The following is a 14256-nucleotide window of genomic DNA, read 5'->3' on the forward strand; positions in this document are numbered from 1 at the left end:
TTCTCACGTGAGCAGTCGGGTGCTCGACAACGGGTGAAGTGCGGCGAGTGCGCTGGCCTGGCGGCCGGTGAGCGCTGCCTGGCCCGGAAGCGGATGCGGTGGGTCCTCGGTGCGTATCGCAATGCCGGTACTGATGCGCGGATCCGCACGGGTGCCGGTGATCTCGACCACCGACCAGCATTCGGTGGCCTCGCTGCCGACGGTCGGTTCGGCGTTGCCGTAGGCGGTGAGGAATCCGCGTGCATCGCGGACCGACCGCCAGCCTTCGCGGGCATCAGCGGCGAGCATCTCGGGCACCTGGTCGGGTTCGACGAGATGCGCGGTCCAGCCCCGATCGTCCAGGTGCTCGACGAGTCGGCGGGCCGCATTCCGTGCGGTGGCCCGCAGCGGTATCCGCGTGGATCTAGCCTGCAGGGCAGCCAGATTGGCTGCCGCGCTGAACCGTAGTCCGATCCACATCCTGCGGTCGTCGCCGGCCAGGCGGGTGGTGATGCGGATCGAATCGCACTGCAGGCCAAAGCGGTTGAGGTATCCGGCCAGCATCTCGGTCGGGGGTTCACGCGTACCGCCGTCGACGCGCAGCAGCACTGTCGTGACCGCGTCGAGGTCGGTGACACTCTCGTGCACCGTGGGAATACGGATCGATCTGGGCTGCAGCGCAATTCGGGCGCGCTGGCCCAGGATCGTGGTGACGAAACAGCCACGCCACCACGCCAAGACCGTCAAGGTCAGCACGGCGGCGCAGGCGAGCACCCATCGGTCGGTCGACGATGCCCAGGGATAGGCGAAGGCCGCGGACATCACCGCCACCACAGCGACAGTCAGCCGGACGCTACCGGGCAGTGGCGGGCGCGTCATCCGGCTCATGTGGGCTCCCTGTTTCGGCGGCGCGCGACTACGACAGCGGCGGCGACGGCCAGCAGTGCGGTACCGACGAAGGCGACGTTTCGCGGGGTGTGATCGGTCGGCGGCGGTGGCACGGGAGCGGCCAGGCGTCTCGCGGTCGCGACAGACTCGTTCGGTGGGTTGACCGCCCAGGTGAGGGCGCCGATCGGGTCGAGGGTTCCGGCCCCGACGAGGTTCGACGGGGCCTGCGCGGCATTGTGCGCGGTGGCCGTCAGGCGCCGCACCACCTCCGCGGCGGGCATGTCCGGGTAGCGGCTGCGCACCACCGCGGCCGCACCGGCGACATAGGCGGCGGCGAACCCGCTGCCATCCAGTGCCGTCATGGTGCCGCGGCCGTCCGGCGTCCCGTCGGCCAGGCCGCCGGCTCCGTCGTTGCTCAGCGACACGATGTTCGTACCGGGTGCAGCGATGCCCACCCACGGACCGGCCATGGTGAACGCCGCAGGCTGACCGTCGGCGGCCAGCGCACCGGCCGACAACACGTACGGCTGCCACCATGACGGGATCGACACCGAGGTGACGGCGGCCCAGTTGCGTGGATCCGACGGTTGCGCCGGGCTGCCGAGCGGATTGGACGAACAGCCGTCGGCGACCGCAGGGCCACCGGAATCCCCTGCAGCGGCGACGATCACGGCGTCCTTGTCGACGGCGGCGTAACGCAGTGCCGCTCCGAGGGCTTGCTGGTCGCCCACCTGGTCGGCTGTCAGGCAGGTGGCCGTCGCCATGCTGATCACCGTGGCACCGAGGTCGGCGGCGCGCACCACCGCGCGGGCCAGGGTTGCGATGTTCACCCGAGCCGCGACCTCGCGGGGGTCCTCCCCTGCCGCACTGGGTGCGAATCGCGGCGAGGACTGCCGGATCGACAGCAGCCGGGCCCCCGGTGCCACACCGACGAAGCCGTCGGGTCCCGGCTGGCCACCGATGATCCCGGCGACCGCGGTTCCGTGCCCGTCACAGTCGGTCAGCCCGTCGCCGGCGGACAGAAAGTCGCCTCCGCCGGTCACATTCGGGAGTCGGGGACCGGGCTGGACTCCGGTGTCGATGACGGCCACGGTCTGCCCTTCGCCGCGCGAATAGTTCGCGACCGCAGAGATGTTCAGCATCTGCTGGTTGACAGTCACCGATGCAGGATCGGCGCCGGGACGCATCGCTGTCTGCACGCACTCGGCGCGCTGGCTCATCACCGCGACCGGGCCGGCCGCACCCGACGGCGGCGGCACAGCGGGGTCGGCGACCGGCGGGCTCAGCGCGGCGGCGGAGGGCCCGGTGACCAGCAGGGCCACCGCGACCATCGCGGCGGTGCGCATCATCGATCCAGGACCCAGGCGAAGATGCCGACGAGGTAGGCAGCCACCGGAATCAACGAGGCATCCAGCGCGGCCGCCGCGAATCCCACCAGCCGCCGCACCGGCAACGAATAGCGTTGGGCCGAAGCCAGATCCGGGTTAGCAGCTACCAGCACCCACACCGCGGTCATTGCAGCGAGCGCCATCAGGGTCCACATGGCAGCGACGAACTGGCGGTCGGCGACGTACATCATCAACAGTGCGCAGCCGACCAGGAACGGCTGAGCCAGCAGCCAGGCCTTGCACGCGGCGCTGTCCCATACCCGGGAACGCAGGGCTGCCGCAGCCGCGGCAGCCGCGATCAGGTACCAGCCCCATCCCGTGGGACCGCCCGGTGCCGACGCGACGAGCAGCGATCCCGCCACCGATACCAACACTGCCCCCGCGATCAGGCCGGTTTGGTGTGCTTCGGCGACACGCACCCGGCGCGGCAGATCGGCGAGCAGCCGGTCGGGCACGCCGGCCGGGATCGGATCACCTGGTGCTGGGATGACCGGCAGCGGAAACCGGGCCCATGTCGCGGCGATCTGTGGGGCCGACACGGTGACCAGCAGTCCGATGACGATCAGCGCGCAGCCCACCGCGATGCCGGACAGCTGCCACAGTGCGGCTGCACCCGTCGCCAGAAGTGTTGCAAGACTGACGATCCCGGTGGTGGTGAACACAGCGACCCCGTCGTCGCTCTGTGTCAGGACGATCACCGACCATGCCGCGACACCCGCGGCCGCCAGCATCACCTGCGCTGGCCCCCACGTCCCCGGGACGACAAGCCAGAACGCCGATGCGATCGGTACCAGTGCCGCCACCGACACCTCGGTGGCGATCCGCACGGAGTACCTGCGCAGTACGAGGCCCGCCGCGGCGGACAGCGCGGCCAGCGCCGACACCGCATAGAGCCCGGTGACCGAGCCGGTTGCGGCGCGGTGCGCGAATGCCACCGCCGACAACGCCACGACGAAGGTGACGAACGCGAGTCGGGCACCGCCGCGCAGCCGCTCCGGACCCCACGGGCGCATACGGGCTGCGGAGAAGATGACCGCCGCGTCGGCGACATCCTCGACCACGCCGGGCGATGTGTGCCGATGCGACACCGGCTGCAGTGCCAGCAGATCACCGTCGACGACACCGACGGTGTCGAGGCTGGCATCGACGCTGAACGGTGCGCCCCCGATCGGGGCCAGCGTCAGCGGCGTCAGGTCACCGTCATTGGCAGCCGAATCCGGTTTCGGGACCAAGCGGACCACCGCGGGCACGATCTCGCGCAGCGGAACTTCGGTGGGCACGGCCACGTCGGTGATCCGGCCGTAGGCCAGAACGGCGATGCGCACGATCGGCAGCACCGGAGTTTGGGTCATCGTTGTCGTCTCCTGTTACGTTCGGTGCTCGGCGAATTCGCGGACCAGCACGGACTCCGGGAACCAGCGACCCGCGGGCAGAGTGTCGCTGAGCCGCTCGAGCGCTGCGCTGATCGCCAGCGGTGTGCCGGGGGCGAACGTGGACAGCCACGTCCCGTCGTCGGCCCGATGTGGGCTGACCAGCAGTCGACCGAGCGGCGTGTCGACGATGCCGACGCCGACGTCGCTGAGGCGGTGCACGCCGTCGCGGGCGCATCCGGCCCGCACCTCCACATAGCTGCGCGGTCCTGTGAACACCGAGCGGACCAGGGCGGCCGCCGACGGCGGGATGCCCAGAAAGTCCAGGACGCTGTCCACCTCAGCCCCAGCGCGCAGCCGATCGTCGGCGCGTTGACCCACCCGCATGGGCATGACGAACTCGGTGAACCGCGCCGCCGCCCGTCCCTGCAACGGCGTGGTGACCGCGGCAGCGAGCAGATCGGGAGCGGTGACGTCGAGTTCGGTGAGGGTAACCAGGTGGCCGCTGCGCAGCACTGCGACGGTGCTCTCCCCACGGCGGGCGACCAGTCCCCGCAGCATGCGGGCCTCGCTGCCGCGCACATAGCGCAGTTCCAGCCAGAGCTCGGGTGCGCACGCGGTGCGCGTCCAGCGGGCGACCGCCGGATCGACGGCTCCGCGCGCTGACAACACACCCATGCTCGTCAGCTCGGCGTGGGGATCGGCCTGCGGCGGGGTGATCGCCAGCACCCACGGAAATGACCCGGCGCCAATGCTTTCCGCGACGAGCCACGCCGCATCGGCGGTGAGCTCGACCGCGTTATGTGCGGGCACGGCTCAGCCCCACTTTGCGCCTTCGGCTTGATCTCGGGCATGCATCGACAGGGTGTTCGTCTCGTGGGTGGTGGCCATCGCACGGTAGGCGCGCACCAGCTCCTCCATCGCCAGGTTCCACTGGGCCTGCCAGGCCTGGTAGGTCATCCCGGTGTCGCCCTGCCAGGCACCCTGCAAGGCGGCCTGCTCGGTGGCGATGTCAGCGCCGACGGCCTGCAATGTGCCCGCGTAGCCGGCCATGTCACCGGCGTGGGCGAGCATCGCGGGGTAGTTGTACATGATCTGAGACATCAGAACCCTCCGTATGTCGTTGCTGCAGCGGCATCTTGGGCGACGTAGCTACCGCCGGCCTCGCCGAGGTTCAGCTGTGCGATGTCGAGCAGCGAGTTCACCTTGGCGGCGACCTCGACGAATCGGGCGTGGGACGCCTGGAACGCGGCCGCGGCCTCACCGATGTGGAACGCCTGGGCGGACATCGCGGCCTGTTCGGCCTGGGCGATGGTGGAGCGCATCAGTGCGGTCTTGGCGCCGAACGCGGCCTCGGCGGCCACGATCTGCGGGATGTGGGCATCGAGCATGCTCACGGTGGTTCTCCAATCAGTCTCGGTGGGTGTCGGTGTCGTCCTGGTCGTCCCAGGTGGCCGGGAGCATCGGCATGGTGGGACGCTCGCCGGGGAATCCCCCGGCAAGTTCGGCGAGCCCGGCGGCGGTGACGGCGCCACGGCCGGTGCGGGTCTCGGTTCCGGTGAACCCGATCTGTCCTGCGCCACGATCGGAGGTCGAGACGGTCGGTGGTGGGCTCGACTCTTGTTGCGGCGGGCCGCTGTCGAGGTCCATGTATTCGTCGCGGTGGCCGCGGTCCTTGGCCTGCTGACCACGGCGGCGCCGGGCACGTGAGGCGGTCCGCTGGCCGGCAAGAGCCGCCGCGGCGGGCGCCTCCGCCGGGACCGCGGCCTTGCTCGAGCCGCCCTCGGTGAACGTCGGTCCCGGACCGTCGTCGGGGTCGGTCCCGGCGACGGCATACAAGATGCCCTGTGCCGCAGGAACCGTCGCGGTGGCAGCGGGCGCGGGCGTCGGCGCCGCGGTGCCCGCCGGTGCGGCGGGCGCGGCAGCGGGTACGGTCGGCGCGGAGGTCGACACCGGCCACAGGCCGGGACGCTGTGCCTGGGCGGGTTCCGGTAGCGCCTGGGCCCCGGGCGCCGCGGTGGGCACCGGAGCCTGGATGGCCAGCAGGCCGAGCAGTGGGAGTGCGGCCCCCAGGGCCAGCGGCAACCACAGCGGTGCGGACAGGACCAGACCCCAGGTGGTCCAGCCGAGCGGCTGGAAGATCGCCTGGTACAGCAGCGCCGACAGCAGTGGCCCCCAGGTGGTCAGCGCCTGCGCCGGATTGGTGGCGAAGTCGACCAGTATCTGCTGGATCGTGGAGACCGGGTTGGTGAGGAAGTCCCAGATGAGATCGCCGTCGGGAAGCGACTTGATGTAGGACTCCAACAGGTCGACGATGACGTTGGAATTGCTCAGCGCGCCTGCGGATTCACCTGCCTGTGCCTGCGCGGCAGCACCCATGGCCAGGTCAGCCGATGCGGCGGCCTCTGCTCCCGGCACGGTGATCATCGGCGCGGGCGTGATGCGTGGTGCCGCGGCCAGTGCGGTGCCGGCGACGGCCTGGTACACGCTCATCGTGGTCGCCGCCTGAATCCACATCCGCACGTAGTCGGCTTCGTTGACGGCGATGGGGATGGAGTTGATGCCGAAGAAGTTGGTAGCCAACAACACCGAGTGGGTGAGGTGGTTGGCGGTCAGCTCGGCCACCGTCGGCATCGTGGCCAGTGCCGTCATGTAGGCGGCCGCGGCGCTCTGCTGCTGGACGGCTACCCCGGCACTGTCGAGGCTGGCCTGCTCGAGCCACATCAGGTACGGGGTATGGGCGGCGACATACTGCGCGGCGCTGGGCCCCTGCCACGACCCGGCCTGCACGTCGGCGAGCATCGCGGCCAGTTCCGCTGCCGTCGTGGAATATTCGCCGCTCAGGGCGCTCCATGCCGACGCCGACGCCAGCAGTGGGCCCGCGCCGGGACCTGCGCTCAGGAGCGCCGAGTGGACTTCGGGAGGGGTCGCCAACCACACTGGGGCGGTCATCGGCCTCCCCGTGCGATCGCATACGACGCGGTGGCCGCGGCGTCGGTGGCGGCATAGCCCGCGCCGGACTCGCCGACGGCCACCCCGGACCGGCCCAACTCGGTGATCCCCTGGGTGGCCACCTCGGCATGCTCGGCACCCTGGGCGCTGAAACCCGCCGCCGTCTGCAGCGATACGGGGTCGCTGGCCGGCGGCACAACGGCGGTGACCAGAGGGGCGGTCGCGGCGTGCGCGGCGGCCAACCGCGCGGTGAGCGTTTCTACGGCCGCGCTGGCGGCGGCCAGTCCTTCGGGAACGACACGCAGCGTCATGACGGGTAGTCCTTTCCGGATCGGTTCTCGGATGTGCTGTGCACGGGAGTGAATGGGTCCACGAGTTGGATGTGGTCGGCGGTGTCGCCGTCGCCCAGGAACTGGGCGCGCCCGGCCGGCAATCTGCTGAATCGGTGGCCGCGAATCTTGGCTCCGTCGGCGGGGTTCCCCGACAGCATCACGACGTTGGCCTGCAGATCGCTCATCCTGCGCAGCAGCGGGTTGGTCATCAGCGTGTGCGCCGAGCCACCCGCGCGGCCGGTGGCGATGACACGCAGCCCCAAATCGCCTGCAGCTGAGAGTAACCCGAGTAGTGGCGTCCACGGCCGCTGGCCGGCGTAGGGACCGCTGAGCGCTGGCCCGTCGGGGATCTGGTCGACGTCGTCGACGATCAGATAGTGCACGTGCACCGCCTCGCCCGGTCTGCGGTAACTCCACGACGCCAGTTCGGCCGCCGGCAGTCCCGCAGGCGGGCGTCGGCTGTCGATGAGCGCGGCAAGGCCCATGACGGCGGGAGTGACCCGGTCGATGTTCGCGCTGTACTCGTTGTCGTCGAACAGCGGTTCGTCGACCAGGTGCAGCCGCCGGTCGAACACCGTGAACGCGACGTCGTGTGCGCTGGAGTTCTCCCGGATGGTGCGGATCAGATGGCGTAGCAGCGTCGTCTTCCCCGACCTGCTGTCCCCGAACACCATCAGCAGGGGGTTCTCGGCGAAGTCGTATACCACTGGGGCCAGGTCGATTTCGCGCTGACCGAGCACTACCCGTTCGCCGCCCCGGTGTAGGGGTGCCACCACGGCGGGGTCGAGCCGGGCCGGAAGGAGGCGCACCGGCGGCGCCTGCAGGCCCGAGTGGCGCGCATTGATGTCGGCGATCGCGGCCAGGTCGGGTTGCGCGATCAGGAAATGCTCGCCTGCCATCGTCAGGCCGCGGCCCGGCTGGTCGTGCGGCACCGCGTCGGCCGGGCGGCGCAGGCTGCCGGGCATCCGCACGTTGCTGTCCCGCGGGTCGGGCAGCCGCAGTTCCAGGCGCAGTCCCAGGCCGTCGCGCATCGCCAGCGGAACCTCCATCCAGTTCGGTGTGGTGACGACGACGTGGATGCCGTACGCCAGGCCGGTGTTGGCCAGTTCGGTGACCTGGGCCAGCAGCGGGTTGCGGGTGTTGAACTGGTCGGTGTTTTCGCGGCCGAAGGCATACAGGTTGTCGATCACCAGGAACACTTCGCCATGGCCGTCCGCACGGGACTCGGGATTCGCGGTGTGCACTGCGGGGTCGAGCTGCCGGGCCCGCAGCAGTTGCGCGAGCTCGCCGAAGGTCCGCCGGATCCGCTCCGGCTCGAGCGGTGAGGCGACGCTGCCGACGTGGGCCAGGTCCGCCAGCGCGCGCAGCCGCCCGCCGCCGTAGTCCAGGCAATAGAAGGTGACCTCGCGTGGTGAGTGCAGCTCGGCCGCCGACAGCACGAAGGTGGTCAGCGCGGTGGACTTGCCGGACTTCGCGCCGCCGTGGATGACCACGTTGCCTGCAGCCGAGGCCGCGTCGAACACCAGCGGGTCGCGGCGCATGTCGAACGGCCGGTCGATGTCACCCAGTGGCCACCGCCACTGCCGGGGCGGCACGCCGGCCTGCCGGAGCACGCCGCTCAGCGGGATCGGCTCGTCGAGCGGCGGCAGCCACAGCGGCGGTGCTTTCGGGCCGCACCTCGCCAGCTGGTCTCCGATGGTGGCGATCAGCTTGCGCGCGGGCGCCGCGGGTGCGGCGTCGCCAGGTGCGGGCACCACGACGTCGTCCTGATAGGGCACGGGCCCTGCCGTGAAGGTGACCGGTTCGGGGACAGCGGGCACCACGTAGGGGACGGCTGGGCGGGGCGGGTCGTAGATTCCGTCGACGTAGGTGCTGCGGAACTTGACCGGTGCGGCACCTGGGGCCGGTACCAGGAAGCCGATTCCCTTGTGTTCCCTGCCTGATTCGACGTGGTAGGCGTCCTCCACGCCGATGATCTGCCGGGAGGCGGCCGCACTGGCCACCTTTAGCCCGATCCGGTAAGAGGTGTTCTTGTCGATGTCGCGGATGCGGCCGATGTCGAGGGTCTGTGACGCGAACAGCAGGTGGATGCGGAAGGACCGCCCTTTGCGGGCGACGTAGTCGAACAGGTCGGCGTACTCCGGGTGCTCGGCCAGCATCAGGGTGAACTCGTCGGCGACGACGAACAGCGTTGGCAGCGGCGGCAGTTCGATACCGGCCGCCTGCGCGGCCGGGGCGGCGGCCTCGTACTCGGCCACCGAGTTGAAGGCGCTGCCCTGGACGCGGCGGCCGATGTCGCGTAACAGGTTCTCGCGGCGGGCGACCTCGCCGCGCAGCGTGTCGGCGAACCGGTCGGCGAGCGATTTCTTCTCGGCCATGTTGGAGATGACGGCGACGACCTGCGGGAAGTTGCGGAAGATGTCGGCGCCCGCCTCACCCTTGAAGTCGACGTAGATCACGATGAGACGCTCGGCACTGTGGGTGGTCAACAGCGACAACAGAATCGACATGATCGTCTGCGACTTGCCCGATCCGGTCATGCCGATCATCAGTCCGTGCGGGCCCATCCCGCCCTCGGCCTCGTCCTTGAGGTCGAAGTACAGCGGCTCGCCGGTCGCGGTGACACCGATGGGGACCCGCAATTCGTCCTCGCGCCGTCGCGGTGCCCACAGGTCGGCCACATCGAGTGCCGAAGCATCCGGAATCCCGAGCAGCGTGGTGAAACTCGCGCCCCGGTTGGCGGCGGAGCGAAGTCCGGGCAGCGTCGGGTTGGAATCCCAGCGGGCCAGACCGCGGGCCAGATGGACGGCCTCACCCGTTGACATCTGGTCGGCGGCCGTGACGAAGGGTTGCCACCCGCCGGATTCCCAGCGCGAGATCGCGGCGTCGGCGACGCGGTAGAACGGCTGTTCCGGATTCGGGTACCGGCCGGGGGCCGGTGCGGCGTCGGCGTCACCGGTGTAGATCACCGTCACACCGGCGCGGCCGGTCGCCAATACGGAGTCTCCCGGCAGTTGGCCGGGGTCGTCGACGACGATGATCAGGTGCCGGCCGGGTTCGGGTTGCCCGGTATCGAACAGCGGACGCTGAGCCAGCGCCGGAGAAAGGGATGCGATCAGGTCCGGGACGTTCGTCGCCAGCTGTCGAGCCGGTCCGCAGCCGTCGACGCGGCCACCGATGTCAATGTGGGGCAGCCATTTCAGCCAAGACCAGTCCGGCGACTCCACGTCGGGGCTCGCCAGCGCGATGCCCAGCGACGCGGTGTCGTGCCATGCGGCGGCCTGTGCGAGCCAGGCCCTCAGCACCGCGCGCACCTCGGCGCGATCACCTGCGACGGTGATGTGGGACAGCGTCTTCAGATCGATACCACGTGGAGCCTCACGGACGGTCCGCTGCGTGTGCAGTAGGGCGGCCAGCGTGCTGTGTGACAGTGGCTCGAGGTCGAGGTCTGCGGCGGCGTCCTTGACCCGCAGTGCGGTGTCCAGTGGCACGGTGTGTATCCCGGCGCGCAGAACCAGGAAGTCGCTGTCGTGTGGATCGCGTTCCCATTGCCGGCGTGACCCGGGAACCGTCAGCAAGTCCGCGGGGGCGGGGTGGGACCACAGCAAGGCGGCGCGCTGTGCGGCGGCGGCGGCCCGCACGTTGTCGCGGACGGTCGACAGATAGCGCAGGTAGTCGGCACGCTCGGCGTCGACCTCCTCGGTGCGCATCTTGTTGTCGGTGCCGCGATACAGCGCGGTCGCGGCCAGCAGGAGCACGAACGGGAAGAACAGGGTTTGCGGCGAGATGAGCCGCATCCCGGTGGCGACCATCGCCACGATCATGCCGACGATCAGCATGACGATCAGGTAGGGAAGCGCCCTGCGCAGCAGCGAGGGTGGCAACACTCTGGGCAGTTCCGGCGGCGGCTCGATGACGATCGTTCCCTTGGGGGCCGTCGGACCCGGCAGCCGCCGGCTCGTCTCGAAGATCAACCGGCTCATCGGGCCTCCTGGGGCAGGGCCGGCCGGACCGCGTCGTAGACCACGAGGGCGTCGGACTGGGACAGCGCGGGGCCAGGTGCGAGCAGGCTCAGCACCGGCCAGGGCATCGGAATCGGTGGCTGCGTCAAACCCAGAGCGGCAACGGTCTTTTCAGTAGTCGACGGGTCGGTGCCGATGCCGTAGCGCACCCCGGTGTCGGAGATCCAGAACAACGCACCCGAGGGCGGTGAGCTGTCCTGTTGACCGACGGTCCGGACGAAGTAACCGCGGCCGGCAGGCAACGTCACGCGGGTCGCCGTGCCCGCAGTGTTCCCGCCGATCAGATCGACCGGGTGGGTCCCGTCAGGTGTGGGAAGCATCGAGCCCGAAAGCAGCGTCAGGGAACTCGTTGTCGCACCGTCGGCCCGCTGCCACAGCGCACATGTCACCGGTGCTTGCGCGGGGTCGACCAGAGCGACGGGACGGTCGGGAAAGGCCGCCACATCCAACTGCGACGAAACAGGAAGGCGAACAATGTCATCGGCCGTCAGTGTGGGGGGCTGCGCGAACCCGTAGGAGTTCGCGTTACGCAGCACCGCGGCCAGCACGGGGCTGACGGGTTGGAGTCCGTCCGGCAGTACCGCGTAGTTCGTCGGGGTGCCGTCGGTGCGGTAGGCGATCACCACCGCCCCGACCGGCGCGGCGACCGGGAGTGCGAAGACTGGCGGCAGCCCCGCACCCGGGATCTGTGGAACCCGCAGCGCCGACCCTTCCGGAATCGCGTTGAACAATCCCGGTGAGATGGGCCTGGCCGCACCGCCCGCCGCGGGCAGGCCGAGTGCGTCGGCGACCGCCCGGTCGGCCGGGTCGATCGCGCTGCGCCGCCCGCCCCACAACAGCCAGGTCCCCTCGGGACCGGCGACCGGGACGGCGGCGGACGCCGGAAGGTCGTGTGCACGCGCTCCGCTGCGGTCGACCGGTCCGGCGATCACGGTGACGCCGGCGGCATCGGCGCGCGGCTCGCTGCCGTCACACACCGCCCACTCGGAGTCCCGGATTGGGTTCTGCACCATGCGTTCCGGTGCCCCCGGGATGCCGATCAGATTGCCGCGGGCGAAGCCGTCGAGCTGATCGCTGGTGACCATGGTCGGCTCCGCGGGACGCCCGCTCACCAGCCGCGCGGAGGTCAGGTTCAGCACCGGATGCAACTTTCCGTCGACACGCACGTACAGCGCGGCGGTCGACCGGTCGGCGAGGATCGGATCACTGCCCGCAACACCGGCGGGACGTAGCAGGGAGAAGACGAAGCAGCCCAGCACGGCGGTCACCGCCAGCAGTACCCCCATCAACACCGCGCGGGACTGGCTACGCAGCGGCTCGACGAGCATGCGGGTGTCGTGCAGCGCGAGCCCGGATGCGATGCGGCGCATCACGAACCGCCATGCACTGACCTGATGCCGGGTGATGAACCCCCGCCGGTAGATCACCCGGTCGGGGTTGGCGTTGGCCGGCGTGCGGGAGGAGAACGACCGCCGGTCGTCCTCGGGGTGCGCTCCGGTCATGCCGGGACCAACAGGCCCAGTCCGCGCAGCAGCGGCCGCACGGCATTGACCACATCCGGGGCGGTGATCGTCATCAGCTGCTCGTCGGTGAAGTCGGCCACGGCCGGCCCGGTGTGGTCAAGCCGGAATTCGCGTTCCTCCTCGGAACGTTCGACGACGTTGCGTACGAACCGGCCGTTACCGGCGATATCGAGGCTGCGCCTGGCCACACCGGCCGAATCCGGCGTGGTGGAACCCGCCAACTGTTCGAAGAGCGCCTCAAGATCCGCGAGCGCCGCTTCGTCGAAGACGCTGTCGCGTTGGCGGGCCATCGCGCTGGCGATCTCGACGAGTTCACCGGCGGTGTAGGAGGGGAAGTCGATGCTGCGGGTGAACCGGGAGCGCAGACCTTCGTTGGTGTCCAGGAAGCGGTCGAGGTCGGCGCGGTAGCCGGCGATGATCACCACCAGTCGGTCGCGGTCGTTCTCCATCCGGGCCAACAGGGTGTCGATGGCCACCAGGCCGAAGTCGTTCTTGGCGCCGGTGGCCACCAGGGCGTAGGCCTCGTCGAGGAACAGCACGCCGTCCAGGGCGCTGTCGATGATGGCGTTGGTCTTGGCTTCGGTCTCACCGATGTGCTGACCGATCAGATCGGCCCGGTGCACCTCCTTGACGTTCTCCTTTTTCAACAGGCCCAGCCCGCAGTAGATCTTGGCGACCACCCGGGCGATGGTGGTCTTGCCGGTTCCCGGCGGGCCGGCGAAGACCAGATGGTGCGAACGCTGCGCAACCGTCAGACCGCGCTCCTCGCGTCGCAGCGCCATCGCGACCGAACTCTTCAGCCGCGCAACCTGATCCTTGACCTCCTCGAGACCGATGAACTCGGCCAATTCCCGCTCGGCGTCCTGCAGGAGTGCCGCCTTGCGGTCGTGAGCCTCAGGGTCGATGAAATCGCCTGCGGTGGGCTCTGTTTCGGGGTTCCAGGGATCGGTCCGGGCTTCGATGCGTGCCGCGGTGGTGGTCACGATGCCAAACGTCGGGTCGGACAAGGCCGTCTCGACCTGGTCGTTGCCCGGATGGGCCGCGTACACCTCGTGCAGGACGTCTGCCGCGGAGTCGTCGTCCCCGTAGGCGCGCAGCGCCAGGGCTTTGGCCAGGGCGCCATCGAGGGCCGCCAGGGCGACCGGGCCGTCATGCTGGTCAAGGTGCGACAGTGCAGGCGCGAACATGCCGAGGCGGGCCAGTGCGATGCCCAGACACACCCGTGCCGCGTGCCCGGAGACCGGGTCCAGGGCGGGATCGCCGACGAGCGGGGTCAGTAGCCTGACGACATCCGACCAGCGTTGGGCTCGGTAGTGCAGGGCCGCGTCGACCCAGCGCGCCTCACGCCAGTCCGGCCGCCGCCCGCGAACGGTGCTGAGCGCGTGGTCGGCCGCGGCGAACTGTCCGTCGATGGCCAGTGCCGCGGCGTATGCCAGGCGGAAGTCGTCCGGTCCGGTGGCGTGGAACCGCAGATACAGCCCGGTGTCGTAGTCGAATCCCAATGTCCCGGTCGGAAGTTCGATCCGGCGCTGCAGCGTTCCGCTGGTGTCGACGGTGCGGACGACTTCGGCCAGCACCTCCGGTGTGGATTCGCCGGCGGCGGCCAGACCCGTCCATACATCGCATTGATCGCCAGCGATACGGGTCAGTTCAGTGAAGCCCCGGTGCGCGGCGGCACGGTCGGCGGGCCTACGCCGCTCATAGACCGGAACACCCAGCGCCCTGCAGCAGTGCGCGAACCGGGTGACCAGGTCCGCCTCCAGGCCCACGCGCCCAACCTTTCACTTAGGGTTGCCTAAACT

11 protein-coding genes are annotated in these 14256 nt (G+C 69.9%); all 11 read right to left on the minus strand.

What is annotated here, in order from left to right:
- Positions 1 to 3: 3 nt before the first annotated feature.
- The 11 genes from eccE to eccA are packed head-to-tail and all read right to left on the minus strand — an operon-like array spanning position 4 to position 14223.
- Complete coding sequence (gene eccE / locus HBE64_RS22625) at positions 4 to 867, minus strand: type VII secretion protein EccE (RefSeq protein ID WP_167107472.1); 864 nt, start codon at positions 865 to 867, stop codon at positions 4 to 6.
- A complete protein-coding gene (gene mycP, locus HBE64_RS22630) occupies positions 864 to 2216 on the minus strand; it encodes a type VII secretion-associated serine protease mycosin (RefSeq protein WP_167107475.1) in 1353 nt (450 codons plus the stop codon). The genes eccE and mycP overlap by 4 nt, the downstream gene beginning before the upstream one ends.
- Positions 2213 to 3607: a type VII secretion integral membrane protein EccD gene (gene eccD, locus HBE64_RS22635; RefSeq protein ID WP_167107478.1), complete on the minus strand. Its 1395-nt coding sequence runs from the start codon at positions 3605 to 3607 to the stop codon at positions 2213 to 2215. The genes mycP and eccD overlap by 4 nt, the downstream gene beginning before the upstream one ends.
- 15 nt (positions 3608 to 3622) lie before the next feature.
- The gene (locus tag HBE64_RS22640; RefSeq protein WP_167107481.1) at positions 3623 to 4438 is read right to left on the minus strand and encodes an ESX secretion-associated protein EspG; all 816 of its coding nucleotides are present in this window, start codon (positions 4436 to 4438) and stop codon (positions 3623 to 3625) included.
- 3 nt (positions 4439 to 4441) lie between these two features.
- Positions 4442 to 4729, minus strand: a complete 288-nt coding sequence (locus HBE64_RS22645) for a WXG100 family type VII secretion target (RefSeq protein WP_167107484.1) — start codon at positions 4727 to 4729, stop codon at positions 4442 to 4444.
- Positions 4729 to 5022 carry a type VII secretion protein EsxS gene (locus HBE64_RS22650; protein WP_167107487.1) on the minus strand — a complete coding sequence of 98 codons (294 nt, stop codon included), beginning with the start codon at positions 5020 to 5022 and terminating at the stop codon, positions 4729 to 4731. The genes HBE64_RS22645 and HBE64_RS22650 overlap by 1 nt, the downstream gene beginning before the upstream one ends.
- A 13-nt stretch (positions 5023 to 5035) precedes the next feature.
- The gene (locus HBE64_RS22655; protein WP_167107490.1) at positions 5036 to 6577 is read right to left on the minus strand and encodes a PPE family protein; all 1542 of its coding nucleotides are present in this window, start codon (positions 6575 to 6577) and stop codon (positions 5036 to 5038) included.
- Positions 6574 to 6888: a PE family protein gene (locus HBE64_RS22660; RefSeq protein WP_167107494.1), complete on the minus strand. Its 315-nt coding sequence runs from the start codon at positions 6886 to 6888 to the stop codon at positions 6574 to 6576. Before HBE64_RS22660 ends, HBE64_RS22655 begins: the two co-directional genes overlap by 4 nt.
- Positions 6885 to 10892, minus strand: a complete 4008-nt coding sequence (gene eccCa / locus HBE64_RS22665) for a type VII secretion protein EccCa (RefSeq protein ID WP_167107497.1) — start codon at positions 10890 to 10892, stop codon at positions 6885 to 6887. Before eccCa ends, HBE64_RS22660 begins: the two co-directional genes overlap by 4 nt.
- Complete coding sequence (eccB, locus tag HBE64_RS22670; RefSeq protein WP_167107500.1) at positions 10889 to 12433, minus strand: type VII secretion protein EccB; 1545 nt, start codon at positions 12431 to 12433, stop codon at positions 10889 to 10891. The genes eccCa and eccB overlap by 4 nt, the downstream gene beginning before the upstream one ends.
- On the minus strand, positions 12430 to 14223 hold the full coding sequence (gene eccA, locus HBE64_RS22675) for a type VII secretion AAA-ATPase EccA (RefSeq protein WP_167107503.1): 1794 nt from the start codon (positions 14221 to 14223) through the stop codon (positions 12430 to 12432). Before eccA ends, eccB begins: the two co-directional genes overlap by 4 nt.
- Positions 14224 to 14256: the final 33 nt, after the last annotated feature.

This window comes from Mycobacterium sp. DL592 (assembly GCF_011694515.1).
GTDB lineage: Bacteria > Actinomycetota > Actinomycetes > Mycobacteriales > Mycobacteriaceae > Mycobacterium.